Origin of the sequence: Xanthobacter autotrophicus (assembly GCF_005871085.1) — a bacterium.
Classification (GTDB): domain Bacteria; phylum Pseudomonadota; class Alphaproteobacteria; order Rhizobiales; family Xanthobacteraceae; genus Xanthobacter; species Xanthobacter autotrophicus.
Window position 1 is genome coordinate 240,981 of the sequence record NZ_VAUP01000031.1, and the last position, 17,025, is coordinate 258,005.

The 17,025-nt window shown below is 68.7% G+C and carries 16 protein-coding genes; 8 read left to right on the forward strand and 8 right to left on the reverse strand.

Features of this window, described 5'->3' with window-relative positions; genetic code table 11:
* The first annotated feature begins 7 nt into the window (after positions 1 to 7).
* The 5 genes from pstC to phoB all read left to right on the forward strand — a co-directional run bounded on the left by pstC (position 8) and on the right by phoB (position 4,366).
* Positions 8 to 985: a phosphate ABC transporter permease subunit PstC gene (pstC, locus tag FBQ73_RS15120; RefSeq protein ID WP_138400317.1), complete on the forward strand. Its 978-nt coding sequence runs from the start codon at positions 8 to 10 to the stop codon at positions 983 to 985.
* 17 nt (positions 986 to 1,002) lie between these two features.
* Positions 1,003 to 1,836, forward strand: coding sequence for a phosphate ABC transporter permease PstA (gene pstA, locus FBQ73_RS15125; protein WP_138400318.1), 834 nt, complete (start codon positions 1,003 to 1,005; stop codon positions 1,834 to 1,836).
* A 63-nt stretch (positions 1,837 to 1,899) separates the two neighbouring features.
* Positions 1,900 to 2,724: a phosphate ABC transporter ATP-binding protein PstB gene (gene pstB, locus FBQ73_RS15130; RefSeq protein WP_138400319.1), complete on the forward strand. Its 825-nt coding sequence runs from the start codon at positions 1,900 to 1,902 to the stop codon at positions 2,722 to 2,724.
* Between the two features lie 121 nt (positions 2,725 to 2,845).
* The gene (phoU, locus tag FBQ73_RS15135) at positions 2,846 to 3,574 is read left to right on the forward strand and encodes a phosphate signaling complex protein PhoU (RefSeq protein WP_138400320.1); all 729 of its coding nucleotides are present in this window, start codon (positions 2,846 to 2,848) and stop codon (positions 3,572 to 3,574) included.
* A gap of 90 nt (positions 3,575 to 3,664) precedes the next feature.
* Positions 3,665 to 4,366: a phosphate regulon transcriptional regulator PhoB gene (gene phoB, locus FBQ73_RS15140; protein ID WP_011995880.1), complete on the forward strand. Its 702-nt coding sequence runs from the start codon at positions 3,665 to 3,667 to the stop codon at positions 4,364 to 4,366.
* 259 nt (positions 4,367 to 4,625) lie between these two features.
* Here phoB and FBQ73_RS15145 read toward each other — a convergent pair whose 3' ends face one another.
* The 3 genes from FBQ73_RS15145 to FBQ73_RS15155 all read right to left on the reverse strand — a co-directional run bounded on the left by FBQ73_RS15145 (position 4,626) and on the right by FBQ73_RS15155 (position 8,459).
* Complete coding sequence (locus FBQ73_RS15145; RefSeq protein ID WP_138400321.1) at positions 4,626 to 5,975, reverse strand: flavin monoamine oxidase family protein; 1,350 nt, start codon at positions 5,973 to 5,975, stop codon at positions 4,626 to 4,628.
* 89 nt (positions 5,976 to 6,064) lie between these two features.
* Complete coding sequence (locus tag FBQ73_RS15150) at positions 6,065 to 7,384, reverse strand: flavin monoamine oxidase family protein (RefSeq protein WP_246089721.1); 1,320 nt, start codon at positions 7,382 to 7,384, stop codon at positions 6,065 to 6,067.
* A gap of 148 nt (positions 7,385 to 7,532) precedes the next feature.
* Positions 7,533 to 8,459 (reverse strand): polyprenyl synthetase family protein, encoded by a 927-nt coding sequence (locus FBQ73_RS15155; RefSeq protein WP_138400322.1) that lies wholly within the window; start codon positions 8,457 to 8,459, stop codon positions 7,533 to 7,535.
* Positions 8,460 to 8,635: 176 nt separating this feature from the next.
* Between FBQ73_RS15155 and FBQ73_RS15160 the strand changes: the two genes are divergently transcribed.
* From FBQ73_RS15160 to FBQ73_RS15170, 3 genes are all read left to right on the forward strand, one after another.
* Positions 8,636 to 9,307, forward strand: a complete 672-nt coding sequence (locus FBQ73_RS15160) for a biosynthetic peptidoglycan transglycosylase (protein ID WP_138400323.1) — start codon at positions 8,636 to 8,638, stop codon at positions 9,305 to 9,307.
* Positions 9,308 to 9,441: 134 nt separating this feature from the next.
* The gene (locus FBQ73_RS15165) at positions 9,442 to 10,029 is read left to right on the forward strand and encodes a septation protein A (RefSeq protein ID WP_138400324.1); all 588 of its coding nucleotides are present in this window, start codon (positions 9,442 to 9,444) and stop codon (positions 10,027 to 10,029) included.
* A 94-nt stretch (positions 10,030 to 10,123) separates the two neighbouring features.
* Entirely contained in the window at positions 10,124 to 10,570 is a 447-nt protein-coding gene (locus tag FBQ73_RS15170; RefSeq protein WP_138400325.1) for an RrF2 family transcriptional regulator, read from the forward strand.
* A gap of 37 nt (positions 10,571 to 10,607) precedes the next feature.
* Here the strand turns inward: FBQ73_RS15170 and FBQ73_RS15175 are convergent, their stop codons facing one another.
* The 5 genes from FBQ73_RS15175 to FBQ73_RS15195 all read right to left on the reverse strand — a co-directional run bounded on the left by FBQ73_RS15175 (position 10,608) and on the right by FBQ73_RS15195 (position 16,971).
* On the reverse strand, positions 10,608 to 11,777 hold the full coding sequence (locus tag FBQ73_RS15175; RefSeq protein ID WP_138400326.1) for an ABC transporter permease: 1,170 nt from the start codon (positions 11,775 to 11,777) through the stop codon (positions 10,608 to 10,610).
* Position 11,778: 1 nt separating this feature from the next.
* Positions 11,779 to 14,487, reverse strand: coding sequence for a ribosome-associated ATPase/putative transporter RbbA (gene rbbA, locus FBQ73_RS15180; protein WP_138400474.1), 2,709 nt, complete (start codon positions 14,485 to 14,487; stop codon positions 11,779 to 11,781).
* 23 nt (positions 14,488 to 14,510) lie between these two features.
* A complete protein-coding gene (locus tag FBQ73_RS15185) occupies positions 14,511 to 15,506 on the reverse strand; it encodes an HlyD family secretion protein (protein WP_138400327.1) in 996 nt (331 codons plus the stop codon).
* Between the two features lie 154 nt (positions 15,507 to 15,660).
* On the reverse strand, positions 15,661 to 16,458 hold the full coding sequence (locus FBQ73_RS15190; RefSeq protein WP_138400328.1) for a DUF72 domain-containing protein: 798 nt from the start codon (positions 16,456 to 16,458) through the stop codon (positions 15,661 to 15,663).
* Between the two features lie 51 nt (positions 16,459 to 16,509).
* A complete protein-coding gene (locus FBQ73_RS15195; protein WP_011995891.1) occupies positions 16,510 to 16,971 on the reverse strand; it encodes an Lrp/AsnC family transcriptional regulator in 462 nt (153 codons plus the stop codon).
* Positions 16,972 to 17,025: the final 54 nt, after the last annotated feature.

Sequence of the window (17,025 nt, forward strand, 5' to 3'; positions counted from 1 at the left end):
GCATCCAATGGACGCGACGGTGGAGAGCATGGGGTCTGGATCTGTCCAGCCCATCACCAAGGCGAAGGCGACCGGCCGGATCTCGGACCCGATCTTCGTCGGCCTGCTGTGGGCGAGCGGCATCTTCGTCCTCATCCTGCTGGGCCTGATCATTGCCGAGCTGTTCCAGGGCGGCCTGCCGGCGCTGCAACACTTCGGGCTCGACTTCATCTGGTCGTCGGCCTGGAACCCGGTGACCGAGAATTTCGGCGCCCTGGTGATGATCTACGGCACGCTGTTCAGCGCCATCATCGCCGTGGTGGTGGCCCTGCCATTGTCCTTCGGCATCGCCTTCTTCCTCACCGAGATCGCCCCCCAGCCGCTGAAGCGGCCCATCGGCGTCGCGGTGCAGCTGCTGGCCGCCGTGCTGTCGATCATCTACGGCATGTGGGGCTTCTTCGTCATCGTCCCGCTGATGGCCGCCTACGTGCAGCCGCCGCTGATCGACACCATCGGCAACCTGCCGGTCATCGGCGCCCTGTTCGCCGGCCCGCCGCTCGGCTCGGGGATGTTCACCGCCGGCCTCATCCTCGCGGTGATGATCCTGCCCTTCATCACCGCCATGTTCGTGGAGACGCTGGAATCGGTGCCGCCCATGCTGAAGGAATCCGCCTACGGCATCGGCGCCACCACCTACGAGGTCTACAAGAACGTCTCGGTTCCCTACGGCAAGACGGCCATGGTGGGCGCCATCATGCTCGGCCTCGGCCGCGCCCTGGGCGAGACCATGGCGGTCACCTTCGTCATCGGCAACGCGACGCGCATGTCCGCCTCCCTGTTCGCGCCGGGTGCCACCATCGCCTCCACCATCGCCAACGAGTTTCCGGAAGCGGCGATCGGGTCCCTGAAGCTGACCTCGCTGCTGCAGCTCGGCTTCATCCTGTTCGTCATCTCGTTCATTGTGCTGGCTCTGTCCCGGGCGCTCGTGCGCTCGCGGCTCGACTGATCAAGGAGCAGGCAATCATGGCCTCCCTCGCCGCGCGCCGCGCCAAGGACACCACCATCAAGGCGATCTCGACGGGCTTTGCCGTCCTCGCCATCTTCCTCCTGGGCTGGATCCTGTGGACCCTGCTCGCCCGCGGGCTGCCCGCCCTCGGCCTCAACGTGTTCACTGAAGTGACCAAGCCGCCGGGCCAGAACGGTGGCCTTTTGAACGCCATCGTCGGCTCGCTGATCCAGATCGGCATCGCCATGGCCATCGGCGGTCCCATCGGCATCTTCTGCGGCACCTTCCTCGCCGAGAACGGCAAGGGCACGAAGATCGGTTCCGCCGCCCGCTTCGTGAACGACATCCTGCTGTCGGCCCCCTCCATCCTGGTGGGCCTGTTCATCTACACCCTGCTGGTGGTGCCGTTCGGCGGCTTCTCCGGCTGGGCCGGGTCGCTGGCGCTCGCCATCCTGGTGATCCCGGTGGTGGTGCGCACCACCGAGGACATGCTGAACCTTGTTCCCGTGGGCCTGCGCGAGGCCGCATTCGCCCTCGGTGCGCCGCAGTGGAAGGTGGTCATGTTCATCACCTGGCGCGCGGCGCGGGCTGGCATCGTCACCGGCATCCTGCTCGCCATCGCCCGCGCGGCCGGCGAGACGGCGCCGCTGCTCTTCACCTCCCTCGGCAACAACGCCTTGTCGACCGACCTGTCGAAGCCCATGGCGAGCCTTCCCATCGCCATCTACCAGTTTGCCGGCAGCCCGTTCGACGACTGGGTCTCGCTTGCCTGGGCTGGCGCGCTGCTCATCACCGTGGGCGTGCTCGTGCTCAACGTGGCGTCCCGTCTGTTCCTCGCGCGGAGCCACTAGGCCCCCGACTGGGCTCCCGCGTACCCGAACCCTTCCGAATTCATCCTCCGAAGCGAGGCCAAAATGACTTCAGCCGTCGATCCCACCTTCAACATCTCCTCCTCGGTCGCCGCCCGTCCGGACGCGCTGGCCGCCCCCGCCAAGATCAAGGTGGAGAACCTGCAGTTCTACTACGGCAGCAACCACGCCCTGCGGAATATCAACTTCCATGTTCCGGAAAAGCGGGTGACCGCCATGATCGGCCCCTCGGGCTGCGGCAAGTCCACCCTGCTGCGCGTGTTCAACCGCATGTACGACCTCTATCCCGGCCAGCGGGCCGAGGGCGCGGTGCTGTATGACGGCGTGAACATTGTCGGCAAGGAGCTGGATTCCACCATCGTGCGCACCCGCATCGGCATGGTGTTCCAGAAGCCCACCCCGTTCCCCATGACCATCTATGACAACATCGCCTTCGGCGTGAAGCTGCACGAGAAGCTCTCGAAGGCGCAGATGGACGAGCGCGTGGAATGGTGCCTGCGCAAGGCCGCCATCTGGGACGAGACCAAGGATCGTCTGCACACCTCGGCGCTCGGCATGTCCGGTGGCCAGCAGCAGCGCCTGTGCATCGCCCGCACCATCGCGGTGCGTCCCGAGGTGATCCTGCTGGACGAGCCCACCTCGGCCCTCGACCCCATCTCCACCTCGAAGATCGAGGACCTGATCGACGAGCTGAAGCAGGACTTCACGATCGTCATCGTCACGCACAATATGCAACAGGCCGCGCGTTGCGCCGACATCACCGCCTTCTTCTATCTCGGCGAACTGGTCGAGGTGGCGCCTTCGGACGTGATCTTCACCAATCCGAAGGAGATCAAGACGCGCGACTACATCACCGGCCGCTTCGGCTGAGGACTGGAGCGGCTTTGGGTCAGCGGCGTCGCAAGGCCGCTCGATCGTTTTGCTTTACCGCATTTTCGTCACGCGAACCGGTGCCCACTTCGCTGGAAAATGCTTGAAAAGGATTATTCCGATGCCGGAGCATACCGTTTCGTCCTTCGACCAGGAGTTGAAGGAAATCGGCCGCAAGGTGGTGGAGATGGGCGGCCTCGCCGAGCGGCTGGTCGCCGACAGCGTGTCCTCGCTCATCAAGCGTGACGGCGCCCTCGCCCAGAAGGTCGTGCTGCTCGACACCACCGTCGACCAGATGCAGCGCGAGATCGAGGATCGCGCCATCCTCGTCATCGCCAAGCGCCAGCCGGTGGCCAACGATCTGCGTGAGATCGTGTCGGCCATCCGCATCGCCAACGACCTGGAGCGCATCGGCGACCTGGCCAAGAACGTGGGCAAGCGCGTCATGGCCATCGAGGGCGAATACCACCCGGCCAAGCTGGTGCGGGGTGTGGAGCACATCTCCGACCTGGTGCTGGAGCAGCTCAAGGAAGTGCTCGACGCCTATGCCGCCCGCAACGAGGCGAAGGCGGTTGAGGTGTGGGGCCGCGACAGCGCCATCGACACCATGTACACGTCCCTGTTCCGCGAACTCCTCACCTATATGATGGAAGATCCGCGCAACATCTCCGTGTGCACGCACCTGTTGTTCTGCGCGAAGAACATCGAGCGCATCGGCGACCACGCGACCAATGTCGCGGAAATCGTCTATTACATGGTCACCGGCCAGAACCTGCCGGAGAGCCGCCCGAAGGCGGACGCCTCCAGCGAGACCACCCTGGCTTTTCCGGGACGTTCCGCCCAGGCTTGAGCGGACGTGATGGCTGGTCCCGATCCCGGTCCGTCCGGGCCGGGCAGCCGATGTCGTCAAGACGGGTGATGCCAAGACGGGTGATTTATAGTGCCGGCGCATATTCTGATCGTCGAGGATGAGGAGCCCCTGACCCTCCTGCTTCGCTACAATCTGGAGTCGGAGGGCTACGGCGTGGAAAGCGTCGGCCGCGGCGACGAGGCTGAGACGCGCCTGCGCGAGAGCGTGCCCGATCTCGTCATCCTCGACTGGATGCTGCCGGGCCTGTCCGGCATCGAGTTGTGCCGGCGCCTGCGCACCCGTCCGGAGACCGAGCGCCTGCCCGTCATCATGCTCACCGCCCGCGGCGAGGAGACCGAGCGCGTGCGCGGCCTTGCCACCGGCGCTGACGATTATGTGGTGAAGCCGTTCTCGGTGCCCGAATTGCTCGCCCGGGTGCGCGCCCTGCTGCGCCGGGCTAAGCCCGAGCACGTGGCCACCCTGCTGCGCGCCGGCGATATAGAGTTGGACCGGGAGACCCACCGGGTCCACCGCGCCGGCCGCGAGGTCCACCTCGGCCCCACCGAATTCCGCCTCTTGGAATTCCTGATGCAGAGCCCCGGACGGGTATTTTCCCGCGAGCAGCTGCTCGACGGGGTGTGGGGGCAGGACGTCTATATCGACGAGCGCACGGTGGACGTGCATGTGGGTCGCCTGCGCAAGGCCATCAACCGCGGCCGCCAGTCCGATCCCATCCGCACCGTGCGGGGGGCCGGCTATTCCTTCAACGAGATGTTCGCCCGCTCCCATTGAGGGACGGCGCCTTAAGACGAGAGGGCGCCGTCACCCTCCGACTCGACCGGAGGGTCTATGGAACGGCCGGGACACTGCGGCCAGGTTTTGGCCAGGCGGCGAGATGGACCCTCCGGTCAAGCCGGAGGGCGACGATGGTGAGATGGGCGGGGAAGCGCCGGTACCCCCCTTCCCGCACGCGGGAGAAGGGGTGACGGCGGCTCTTTTCAACCCGGGCCGAGACCGCCCATGGGGCCAAACGGGCGGCACCAGCGCCATCCTATCCCGAGCGCACCCCGATCAGCCCCAGCACCTGCCGGGCCGCCCGCTCGCCTGACAGCCAGGCGCCGCCCACCGTGCCCCACAGGGTCTCGTGGGCGTGCTCGCCGGCGAACACCATGCGGCCGCCCACGGTCTCGATGAAGGCGCGGCGCATGTTGCCGTAGCCGGGCAGGGCGCAGGAGAAGGCGCCGAGCGCATAGGTCTCCTTGCTCCAGCGGGTGGCGTGCACCTTGCCCATCCGCGCCGCCGTGTCGGCGCCGAATTCACGGGTCAGCGCTTCCCTGGCGAAGGCGGCCGCAGCTTCCGGAGCGGCGTTGGCAAGGCCGGCTGCGGTGTCGCCGGCCACGTCCAGCGTATAGAGGTCGCCGCCGCCGATGCGGGCGCGCATCATGTAGGCGCGCGCGCCGTCGGCCTTGAAATAAAGCGTCTCGTCCGCCGCAAGCGAAGCCGGATTGCGCGGCAGGCGGAAGGCGATGTGGTCGTAGGCGCCCAGGGTGATCTTCTCCACCGCCGTGCGATAGCGCGGCTGGAACGGCAGGATGCGCAGCCTGCCGCTGGCGATCACGCTGGGCGGCACGGCGACGACGACGGAACGCCCCTGGATGGTGCCCTTGTTGGTCTGCACGGTGACGAGGCGGCCGGTCAGCTCCACGCTGCGGGCCACCGTCTCCAGCCGCACCGTCAGCGGTCGTGCCAGCTGGGCGACCAGCGTGCCGATGCCCTGGCGGCAGATCTCCTCGCCCTCGCGCTCATCGGCGCGGGAGAAATCCACCGTGGAAACCTGGTCCAGCTCCTTGGCGCAACCGATGGGCCCCACCACGAAGCGGGCGCTCGGTCCCCATGGGCCGAGGTCCGGCAGGGCGCGGGCGGCTGGCATGTCGCGGCCGGCGTCGCCGGCGGCGCCGATGGCGCGCTCGGCTCGGCGCACCGTGGCGACGAAGGCCTCGTAGTCCGTATCGCGGGCCTCGCGCCCGTTCACATAGAGCCGGCCGCCTTCGGGCGCGCGGGTGATGTCGAGCCCTTCGGCCCTGCCATAGGCCGCCATGGGGCGGGCCGCCGGCATGTTCAGCCGCGCCGCTCCCAGGTCGAAGGGTACACCGAACAAAGCGGTGTCGGTGACGGTGCGCCCGCCCACCCGGTTCGTCGCCTCGATGAGCACATAGGAGCGCCCGGCCTCGGCGATGCGTCGCGCGGCGGAGATGCCGGCGGCCCCGGCGCCGATGATGATGACATCCGCCTCGCCCTGCTGGCCAAGCGCGCGGGTGATGCCCAACGGCAGGGCGCCGAGCGCGGCGCCTCCGGCGAGGAAGGCGCGGCGGGTGAGGGGGGAAAGGCGCGGATCGGTCACGGGCCGGACGCTAGCATGGCCGGCGCGCGCGGGGGAGGGGGCCTCGGTGCCGCGCCATCGGCTTGCTCCTTGTCCTCCGGCGGACGGGCCTACCCCAGCACGCCCAGCGCCTGTTTGGCGGCCCGCTCGCCGGAGAGCCAGGCGCCGCCGACCGAGCCCCACAGGCTTTCATGGGCGTGCTCGCCGGCGAAAATCAGGCGGTCGGAGACGATCTCCATGAAGGCCCGGCGCATATGGGCGTAACCGGGCAGGGCGCAGGTGAAGGCGCCCAACGCCCAAGGCTCGCGGCTCCAGCGCGTGGCGTGCACCTTGCCCACCTTCGCCGCCGTGCGGGCACCGAATTCATGAGTCAGCGCCGCCATGAGGAAGGCGCGTGCGGCCTCCGGCGGGCCGTTGGCGAGGTCGGCGGCGACGGCGCCGGCCACCTCCAGGCTGTGGAGGCTGCCGCCGTTGATGCGGGCGAGGAGGCCGTAGGCCCGTGACCCGTCCACCTTGAAGTAGACGAGTTCGTCCGCCTTCAGCCCGGCGGGGTTGCCCGGCAGCTCGAAGGCGATGTGGTCGTAGGTGCCCAGCGTGATGGTCTCGACCGCCGTGCGGACGCGCTCCGGCAGGCGCGGCAGGATGCGCAGCGTGCCGGCGGCGATCACGCTGGGCGGCACGGCGATGATGACCACGCGGCCCTTCAGGGTGCCGCGATCGGTGGCGACCGATGCCAGGCGCCCGTTGAAGTCCACCGTGCTGGCGGCGGTGTTGAGGCGCACGCTGAGGGGTGCGGCGAGCTTGGCCACCAGGGTGCCGAAGCCCTGCCGGCAGAATTCGTCCTCGTCCTTCTCCTCGGACCGGGAAAAATCCACGGTGGAAACCTGGTCCAGCTCCTTGGCGCAGGAGAACGGCCCCAGCGCGAAGCGGGCGCTCGGCGCCCAGTCGCCGAGGTTCGGCAGCACCCGGCCGGCGGGAACATCCCGCCCGGCCTCGCCGGTGGCCACGATGGCGCGCTCGCCCCGCTTCACGGCGGCGAAGAAGTCGGCGCGTTCGCCCTCGCCCGCCTCGGCGCCGTCCATGAACAGCCGGCCGTGGTGGGGCGCGCCATAGAGGTCGAGGCCCGCCGCCCGGCCGAAGGCGGACAGGGGATGCAGGCTCGGGGTATGGATCCAGTGGGCGCCTACATCGAACGGGACGCCGAAGATGGAAGTGTCGGCGAAGGCGCGCCCGCCCACCCGGCCGGAGGCCTCGATCAGCGCATAGCTGCGCCCGGCCTCGGCGATGCGGCGGGCCGCGGCGATGCCCGCCGCACCGGCACCGATGATGATGACATCGCTCTCCGACGCCTGCCCCAGGGCGGCATAGGGACCGGCAAGGGGCACCGCGGCCAGCGCGGCCCCCCGGGCGAGCAGTTTGCGGCGGTTCATCACGATGGTCCGGCCTTGTCCGTCTCGGACGTGACCATAGGGCCGGATCGGTCCCGGTTGAACCGGCCTGATGGGCACGACCGTCACATGATCGCGCACGGCAGGGCGCGCGGGAACGGGGGAACGGGGGCGCGCGCGGCAGGGGGGCTCAGTTCCGCCGGTTCGCCACGAACAAGGCGGCCTCGGCCAGCACCGCGCCGCGCGCGCCGAAGGGGGCGAGGGCGGCGGCGGCATCCGCCACCAGCCGGTCGAGCAGGGTGCGGGCGGCCGACAGGCCGAGACGGGAGACCAGGGTCGCCTTGCCGGCGGCGGCGTCCTTGCCCACCTTCTTGCCCACCTCCTCGGCGGTGCCCTCCACGTCGAGGATGTCGTCGGCGATCTGGAAGGCGGCGCCCAGCGCCCGGCCGTAGGCCAGGAGCGCCGCGCGCTCGTCCGCCGTGGCACCGCCCAAAAGCGCGCCGGCCTCCACGGAGACCGCCAGAAGCGCGCCGGTCTTCATGGCCTGGAGGTCGCGGATGGCGTCTTCCGCAAGGGCAAGGGGGGCGCCGCCGGAGAAGCGACCCTCGGCGGTGAGGTCCAGCATCTGCCCGCCCACCATGCCGCCGATGCCCGCCGCCCGCGCCAGCGCCCGTACCAAAGCGATGCGCACGGCGGCATCGGGATGGGCGTCCTCCCCCGCCAGCAGGTCGAAGGCGAGGGTGAGCAGGCCGTCGCCGGCGAGAATGGCGGTAGCCTCGTCATAGGCCCGGTGCACGGTGGGCCGGCCCCGGCGCAGATCATCGTCGTCCATGGCCGGCAGGTCGTCATGGACCAGGGAATAGCAATGGATGCACTCGATCGCGGTGGCCGCCGTCACCGCCTGATCGGCCGGGATGCCGAACAAAGCGGCGCTTTCGATCACCAGAAAGGGCCGCAGCCTTTTGCCGCCGCCGAGCGCGCCGTGGCGCATGGCGGCCATCAGCCGCTCGGGCCGCAGCCGCTCGCCGGGCAGCGCGGCGTCGGCGAGGGCGAGGGCCAGGCGGGTCTCGGTGGCCGTGGCGGAGGCGTCGAGCCGGTCCTTGAGGGAAAGGGTCACGATCGGGTCACCTTGGGCAAACGGGCCAAGACCAGCGGGCCGAGACCTGCGGGCCACAAACGGGGCGGGAGGGAACGCCCAGGCCGGGCGCGCCGTTGACGGGGGCCACCGGGTGCCCCAACCAGAAGGCCGGGTCAAGCCGATTGGCCGCGCCCGGCGGGCGAGGGAGGATTTTGATGGTCGCTCTGGTGCTGCGCGTGCTGCTGGCTCTCGCCGCCATCCCGCTGGTCCTGTCCCTCGCCTACAACGTGGTCAATCCGGTCTCCGCCCTCATGCTGCTGCGATGGGTTCAGGGCGAGCGGGTGGAGCGGGTCTGGACCCCCATCGAGCAGATGTCCCCGGTGCTGGTGCGCACCGTCATCGCCTCGGAGGATGCGAGCTTCTGCAGCCATTGGGGCGTCGATCTCGACGAGATGCGCGCCGCCATCGACAAGGCGGACGAGCTGGAGGATGCGCGCGGCGCCTCCACCATTCCCATGCAGATCGCCAAGAACCTGTTTTTGTGGCCGGGGCGGGCGCTGATCCGCAAGGCGTTCGAGATCCCGCTCGCTCTGTGGCTGGACCTGGTGGTGAGCAAAAGGAGGCTGATCGAGATCTATCTCAACATCGCCGAATGGGGGCCGAACGGGGAGTTCGGGGTGGAGGCGGGGGCGCGCCGGGCCTTCGGCATTCCGGCGGCGCGGGTGGATGCGCGGCAGGCGGCCCTGCTGGCGGTGACGCTGCCCAACCCCCGAAGGCGCAATGCGGGCAATCCCTCCCCCGGGCTCGAGCGTCTCGCCGCCCGGCTCCAGGCACGGGTGCCCCGGGAGGGGCCCGAGTTGACGGCCTGCCTCGGGCCGCTGCGTTAGGGTTGCGGAATACGACGAACCGCTCGATTGTGCCGCCCGCAAGCGCCAACGTTCTTGATTGTGCCGCCCGCAAGCGCCACATGGGAGCGCGTGGCGTCGGTGAACCGGCGCGCCTTCCTCCCACCGGCCCGGTCATGACGCACTCCACCGCCCCCGCCCGCCCCAAGATGAGCCCCTGGCTCAAGATCGGCCTCGAAATCGGTCCCCTGGTGCTGTTCTTTGTCGTCAACGGCTACGGCGGCATCTATGTGGCTACCGGCGCGTTCATGGTGGCAACGCTGGCGGCGCTGGCCGCCATGTGGGTGCTGGCGCGGCGCATCGCGGTGATGCCGCTGGTGTCGGCGCTGGTGGTGATGGTGTTCGGCGGCCTCACCCTGTGGCTCCAGGACGACCATTTCATCAAGCTCAAGCCCACCATGGTGAATGCCCTGTTCGGCGTTCTGCTCCTGGGTGGCCTCTACTTCAAGAAGCCGCTGCTGCCCTATGTCTTCGACGGCATGGTGAAGCTGACCGACGAGGGCTGGCGGGTCCTCACCATCCGCTGGGGCGTGTTCTTTCTCGTGATGGCGGTGCTGAACGAGATCGTGTGGCGCACCGTCTCCACCGACACCTGGGTCGCCTTCAAGACCTTCGGCTACCTCCCGCTCACCTTCGCCTTCGCCATGGCCCAAGCCCCGCTGATGGCGCGCCATGAGCTGAAGGACGCCCCGCAGGAGGGTTGATGCGCCGCCTCCCGCTGTCGTTCGCTGATTTTACAGGCTCCGGCCGGTTGACTGCGGCCGTGCACATCCGCATAAGCCCGAAAGAGGGCGCAGAATGCTGACGAAAAAAGGAAAGTATGGTCTCAAGGCCGCGGTCCACCTGGCCCGCCTGCCGCCGGGCGGGTCGACACAGGTGGCCGATATCGCCGAGGCCAACAACATCCCGAAGAAGTTCCTCGACGTCATCCTTGGCGAACTGCGCAACGCCGGCTTCCTGTCCTCCAAGAAGGGCAAGCTCGGCGGCTACCGCCTCGCCAAGGCGCCGGAGGACATCGTGGTGGGCGAGATGATCCGCGCCCTCGACGGGCCGCTGGCGCCCTTCCCCTGCGCCAGCCGCAACGCCTACGAGCCGTGCGAGGATTGCGACGTGGCCACCTGCGAGGTGCGCCTGCTCATGGTGCAGGTGCGCGACGCCATCGGCACCGTGCTCGACACCTACACCCTCGCCGAGATGCGCGACCTCTCGCGGGAAGCTTTGTCCTCCTTCGTGGACTATATCTGAGCCGGGCGGCGGCCCCTGTCTTCGGCCAGCGCCGGCCTCATTGCTGGGCGGCCAGGAAGGTGCGGAAACGCACCAGCGCCACGGCGAAGAACAGCACGCCCATGCCGAAGGTGGCCGCAAAGCGCGGCCACACCGTCTCGAGCCCCGCCCCCCGATAGAGGATGGCCTGGGCGAAGGCCACGAACTGGGTTGAGGGCGAGGCCTGCATCGCCACCTGCAGCCATTGCGGCATGCTTTCGAGCGGCGTGAAGCCGCCGGACAGCATGTTCATGGGCAGCACGGTGAGGAAGAACAACAGCCCGAACTGCGGCATGGACCCCGCCAGGGTGCCGAGGAAGATGCCGAGCGAGGCGGTGAAGAACAGGTAGAGCGCCGTGCCCGCGAGGAACAGCGGGATGGAGCCGGCGATCCCCATGCCGAGCCCCCATTTCAGCACCACCACGATGCTGAAGGCGGAGCCGGCGAGGATGACCGCGCCGTTGGCGAGGATCTTGGCCAGCATGATCTCGGACGGGTGCACCGGCAGCACGAGAAGGTGCTCCAGCGTGCCGTGCTCGCGCTCTCGGATCAGGGCGGCGCCGGCCAGCAGCACCGAGAGCATGGTGATGTTGGTGATGAGCCCCATGGTGCCGGTGAACCAGGAGGATTCCAGTCCCTGGTTGAAGGCGATGCGGACCTGAAGCTCCACCGGGCTCGCCACCCCCTCCGAATGCCGCAGCACGAAGCGGTTCACCTCCTCCTGGAAGATGGCGGAGATGTCGTTGGCGCCGAGGCCCGCCTGCATCAGGGACGTGGCGTCGATGAGAAGCTGCACCGAAGGCGCGCGGCCGGCCAGAACGTCCGACTGCAAGTCCGGCGGAAAGTTGATGACGAAGGTGTAGCGGGCCGCATCCATGCCCGGATCCACCTGCTGCGGGGCGAGCGGCACCGGCCGCTGGAAGCGCGGCGGCAGCAGGGCGTCGAGGATGGCGTTGGAGAGGGCGGAATTGTCCTCGTCCACGACGCCTACCGTGGCGCGGTTCAGGTCGTGCTTCATGCCGTTGGCCTGGAGCACGATGGCGAGGGTGAAGGCATAGGCCACCAGCACCAGCAGCGAGCGGTCGCGCCACAGGCTGATGAGCTCCTTCACCGCCAGCTCGCGCACATTGCCGAGGAAGGCGAGCCAGCGGGGAGGAGCCTTGGCAAGGGGAGGGGAGGGCGCGACCATGTCAGACCTCCTGCTTGCGCAGGATGAGGAAGGCCAGCGCCAGCAGCGCCGGCCAGAAGGCGGCGGTGGCGAGCACGAAGGGCAGGAGTTCGAAAAAGCCCAGCCCCTTGGTGAAGGCGCCCACGCTGATGCGCATGAAATAGGTGGTGGGGAAGAAGGTGCCCAGCACCCACGCCCCGCCCTCCAGCGTCGCCACCGGCTGCATCATGCCGGAGAACTGGGTGGCCGGCATCATGGTGCCGATGGCGGTGCCGAACAGGGCCGCCACCTGGGTGTTGGTGAGGGTGGAGGAGACCAGGCCTATGGCGGTGGTGGCTAGCACATAGGCGAGCGCCCCCAAAGCCAGCCCGAGGAACGAGCCCTTCAGCGGCACCCCGAACAGGAACAGCGCCATCAGCACCATGACGACGAAGTTGAAGAAGGCCACCCCCGCATAGGGCAGTTGCTTGCCCAGCAGGAATTCCAGCTTGGTGACCGGCGTGACGTAGAGGTTTGTGATGGAGCCCAGCTCCTTCTCCGTCACCACCCCCAGGGCGGTGAGGATGGCCGGGATGAAGATGAGCATGAGCGCGATGGTGGCCGGCACCATGGCGTCGAGGCTGCGGAACGACTGGTTGTAGCGGTAGCGCATCTCCAGCGTCGCCGCTGTCGACAGGGTCCGCCCCGCCTGCTGCGCCACGTCCGACAGGAACATGGCGTGGACCGCGGCCACATAGCCCTGGATGGTCTCGGCGCGGAACGGCATGGCGCCGTCGATGGTCACCAGCACCTCGGTGGGCCGTCCGGAGCGCAGATCGGCGCCGAAATTCGGCGGCAGCTCGATGGCGAAGGCGATGGCGTTGGATTTCAGCCGCCGGTCGAGGTCATCCGGGCTGGCCAGAGGCGGCTGCACCACGAAATAGGGCGAGTGGGCGAAGCCATCCACATAAGCCCGGCTTTCCGGCGTCTGGTCGCGATCGAGCACGGCGAAGCGCAGCTTGTCCACGTCGAGGGTGATGCCGTAGCCGAAGATGATCATGAGGAACGCCGTGCCCAGAAGGGCAAAGGCGAGCCGGACCGGATCTCGCTTCAGCTCCAGGGTCTCGCGCCAGGCATAGGCGCCGAGGCGGCGCGGGGAGAAGCCGGCGGGCTTGCCGGTGGCTCTCGGCGCCGGGGGTGGCAGCTGAGCGTCGGTCTGCGCCGCCCGGCCGCCCATCTCCATATAGGCGATGAAGGCGGCCTCCAGCGTCGCCGCCTGCTTCTCGTCCTTGAGCGCCTGCGGCGTGCCGGTGGCGATCACCTTGCCCGCATGCATGAAGGAGATGCGGTCGCAGCGCTCCGCCTCGCCCATGAAATGGGTGGAGACGAAGATGGTGACGCCGTCCTCCCGCGACAGGCGCTGAAGATGGTCCCAGAAATTGTCGCGGGCCACCGGGTCCACGCCCGAGGTCGGCTCGTCGAGGATCAGCACTTCCGGCTCGTGCAGCACCGCCACCGCCAGCGACAGGCGCTGGCGCACGCCCAGGGGCAGGCCGTCGGCAAGGGCGTCGAGGTGGCTGGCAAGGTCGAAGGCGCGCACCAGCTCGGCGATGCGCCGGTGTGCGTCTTCTTCCGGCAGGGAGAACAGATGCGCGTGCAGGTCGAGGTTCTGGCGGACCGTGAGTTCGCCATAAAGCGAGAAGGCCTGGCTCATATAGCCCACGCGCCGGCGGGTCTCGATGTCGCTGGGGTCCACCTGGACGCCGAACAGCAGCGCCTCGCCGGAGGAAGCAGGCAACAGACCGGTGAGCATCTTCATGGTGGTGGACTTGCCGCAGCCGTTGGAGCCGAGGAAGCCGAAGATCTCGCCCTTGCGGATCTTGAAGCTCACATGGTCCACCGCGACGAAATCCCCGAACTGCCGGGTGAGGCCGCGCGATTCGATGGCGATGGGCGCGTCGGCGGCGATGGCCTCGATGTGCTCCGTGCCGTCGCCGTCGCCGCGCTGGCCTTCCGGCAAGAGCGAGATGAAGGCGCGCTCCAGGTTCGGCTGGCCGGTGCGGGCCAGCAGCTCCGCGGGGCTACCGTCGGCGAGGATGCGGCCGGCATCCACCATCACCACGCGCTCGAAGCGCGCCGCCTCCTCCATGTCGGCGGTGGCGACCAGCAGGGTCAGGCCCGGGCGGGCGGCGCGGATGGTCTCGATGAAATCCCAGAACTGGCGGCGCGAGAGAGGATCGACGCCGGTGGTGGGCTCGTCCAGCAGCAGCAGGTCGGGGTCGTGGACCAGCGCGCAGCACAGGCCCAGCTTCTGCTTCATGCCGCCGGACAATTTGCGCATGAGCCGGTCGGCGAAGGGGTCAAGGCCGGTGGCGGCGAGCAAAGGTGCCACCCGGGCGCCCTTGGCGCCGGCCTCCTCGCCGAACAGGCGGGCGAAGAAGGCGATGTTCTCGGCCACCGTGAGGTTGGGATAGAGGTTGCGCCCCAGCCCTTGCGGCATGAAGGCGATGCGCGGCTGGGTCGCCTCGCGGGCGCGCCTGTCGGAGAAGTCCGCGCCCAGCACCTCCACCTTGCCCTGCTGGATGCGCTTGGCCCCGGCGATGAGGCCCAACAGGGTGGACTTGCCCACCCCGTCCGGTCCCACCAGGGCCACGGAGGCGCCTTCCGCGATGGTGAGGTCGAGCCCGTCCACCGCGAGGGTGCGGCCATAAAGATGGCGGATGCCTGCGAGATGCAAGGCAGCACCCGCCATCACCTCGCGCACCGGCTCCTCGCTCACTGGGCAGCCTCGGTCACGAGGTCGGACTGGAGCCAGGAGGGCCACTGGGCCTTGGGATCCATCCGCACGTAGCCGACGCCGGTCACGCCGGTCTTCACCTGCTCCAGGTATTTTTCCACCAGCGGGCGGGCCACGCGCAGCTTCACGCGGAACATCATGCGGTCGCGCTCGCGCTGGGTTTCCACCTGCTTGGGGGTGAACTGCGCCCGCGCCGACACGAACGAGACGGCGGCCGGGACGGCGCGGTCGGGCAGGGGCTCCAGCAGCAGGCGCGCCTCGGCGCCGAGGGTGATGGCGCCGGCGTCCGAGGCGGGCAGGAAGATGGTCATGTAGACATCGGAGAGGTCGATGAAGGTGAGCACCTTGCCGCCCGCGCCCAGCACCTCGCCGGGCTCGGCGAGACGGTAGATGACGCGGCCGGACTTCGGCGCCGTGAGGGTGCCGTCCTCCACCATGCGGGTCAGGCGCTCCACCTCCGCCTCGGCGGCGCGGATGGCGGATTCGCTGGCCGCAAGGCTGCTCTGCGCGGCGGCCAGCGCCGCCTGCGCGGTGAGCTTGGTGGTGCGGTATTGATCCACCTTCTGCTCGGTGGCAAAGCCCTTGGTGACGAGGGTCTCCTGCCGCTCCAGCTCCTTGGCGGCGAGGTCCAGCTCGCCCTTGCGCTGCTCCACCACATGGGTGGCGGTATCGCGGGACTGGCGGGCCTGGCTCGCCTGCGCCTCGGCGGTGCGCAGGGCGGCGGCGGTCTCCGCCACATCCATATGGGCCACCACCTGGCCCTGGTGAACGAAGTCGCCCTCCTCCGCGAGCACGTCGAGCACCCGGCCGGCGGCCTTGGTGGCCACGTCCACCTGCGTCGCCTCGATGCGGCCGTTGCCATAGGCGAAGCCCGGCGGCAGGGCGCGGCTGCGGCTCGCCATGTACCAGGCGCCCGCTCCGCCTGCGCCGACGACGGCAAGGAGAGCCAGCAGGATGACAAGCGTGCGCTTCATGAAAGGACACCTTTTCGGCGTGCAGACGCGCCCGCGGAAGGTCCTGCGGAAAGGTGCCGGCAAGGGGATGCAACGGCAGGCCACTCCCGCGGGGCTTCGGGGCGGACTTGAAGATACAACGTACGGCGGTGCAGCAATACGGCGTTGATCAAGGTCAATCGTGATCGATCCGCGCCTGCAGGGCCATGGCCCCGGCCGGGTTGCGCACCTTGGCGCCGCTGATCAGGTAGATGAACACGTCGCGGCTGGCATTGCCGGCCTTCGCCGCCGGCGCGAGCGTGGGCAGGCCTTCCGGGATCGCACCCTTCTCCCAGTCATGGGCAGCCTTGGCCCAGCGGTCCAGCCCGGCATCATCATAGCCGGTTTCCACCTCCTCCCGCGTGCGCTGGAGGCGGGCATAGGTGAAGTCGGCGGTCATGTCGGCGATGGCGGGGTAGTCGTCGTGGTCGGCATAGACCACCGCCACCTTGTGCTTGCGCGCCAGCGCCACGAAGTCCGGCACCGCGAACGAGGGGTGCCGCACCTCTACCGCGTGGCGCAGCCTCACCCCCTCGTGGCTCTCCGGAAGCAGAGCGAGGAAGGCTGCGAAATCCTCCGGGTCGAAGGCCTTGGTGGCGGCGAACTGCCAGTTGATGGGGCCGAGCCGGTCGCCCATCTCGACAATGCCGCTGGCGATGAACTTAGCCACGCTCTCCTGCGCCTCCGCCAGCACCCGGCGATGGGTGACATAGCGGGTCGCCTTGAGGGCGAAGACGAAGCCGTCCGGCACCTGCCCCGCCCATTCGGAGCAGGATTTGGCCGAGGGCGTGCGATAGAAGGTGCCGTTGATCTCGATGGTCTTCAGGCGCTCGCCCGCGAAGGGCAACTCCTTCTTCTGGACCAGACCTTCGGGATAGAACACGCCCCGCCAGGGCTCGAACGTCCATCCGCCGATGCCGACGCGCACGCTCATGGGGTTCCTCCTTGCCGTGTTGCCGACCGAGTTGATGCCGTCCGCGCGCCCTCAGGGCAGCGGCAGGACGTGGGAATATTTCACCTGCTCCAGCGAAAACGAGCTTTCGATGGAGGCGATCCCTTCCAGCCGGGTCAGCTTCTGCTTCAGGAACCTCTCATAGGCATCGAGGTCCGCCGCCACCACCCGTAAAAGGTAATCCCGCTGGCCGGTCATGAGATAGCATTCCAGCACCTCCGGCCATGTGCGGATGGCGGCGGCGAAGGCGTCCAGCGCCTCCTCCTTCTGCCGCTCCAGCTTGATGGAGACGAAGACGCTCACCGGCAGCCCGGCCTTGCGCTGGTCCAACACCGCCACGTAGCGGGAGATGAGCCCGTCCTCCTCCAGCGCCCGCACGCGCCGCAGGCACGGCGAGGGGGAGAGGCCCACCTCGTCCGCGAGATCCGCGATGCTCATGCGCCCGTCGCGCTGGAGGGCGGCGAGGATTTTACGGTCGATGGCATCAAGGCGCACGTTTCCGCTCCAAAGGCGACGGATATTGGCAGGATATGCCTCAACTGGTCCCGT

Excerpts from the sequence above, each read along its gene's own strand:
- pstC (WP_138400317.1), top strand. The coding sequence starts at position 8 with ATGGACGCGACGGTGGAGAGCATGGGGTCTGGATCTGTCCAGCCCATC.
- pstA (WP_138400318.1), top strand. The coding sequence starts at position 1,003 with ATGGCCTCCCTCGCCGCGCGCCGCGCCAAGGACACCACCATCAAGGCG.
- pstB (WP_138400319.1), top strand. The coding sequence starts at position 1,900 with ATGACTTCAGCCGTCGATCCCACCTTCAACATCTCCTCCTCGGTCGCC.
- phoU (WP_138400320.1), top strand. The coding sequence starts at position 2,846 with ATGCCGGAGCATACCGTTTCGTCCTTCGACCAGGAGTTGAAGGAAATC.
- FBQ73_RS15150 (WP_246089721.1), bottom strand. The coding sequence starts at position 7,384 with ATGAACCGCCGCAAACTGCTCGCCCGGGGGGCCGCGCTGGCCGCGGTG.
- FBQ73_RS15160 (WP_138400323.1), top strand. The coding sequence starts at position 8,636 with ATGGTCGCTCTGGTGCTGCGCGTGCTGCTGGCTCTCGCCGCCATCCCG.
- FBQ73_RS15165 (WP_138400324.1), top strand. The coding sequence starts at position 9,442 with ATGACGCACTCCACCGCCCCCGCCCGCCCCAAGATGAGCCCCTGGCTC.
- FBQ73_RS15170 (WP_138400325.1), top strand. The coding sequence starts at position 10,124 with ATGCTGACGAAAAAAGGAAAGTATGGTCTCAAGGCCGCGGTCCACCTG.
- FBQ73_RS15175 (WP_138400326.1), bottom strand. The coding sequence starts at position 11,777 with ATGGTCGCGCCCTCCCCTCCCCTTGCCAAGGCTCCTCCCCGCTGGCTC.
- rbbA (WP_138400474.1), bottom strand. The coding sequence starts at position 14,487 with ATGGCGGGTGCTGCCTTGCATCTCGCAGGCATCCGCCATCTTTATGGC.
- FBQ73_RS15185 (WP_138400327.1), bottom strand. The coding sequence starts at position 15,506 with ATGAAGCGCACGCTTGTCATCCTGCTGGCTCTCCTTGCCGTCGTCGGC.
- FBQ73_RS15190 (WP_138400328.1), bottom strand. The coding sequence starts at position 16,458 with ATGAGCGTGCGCGTCGGCATCGGCGGATGGACGTTCGAGCCCTGGCGG.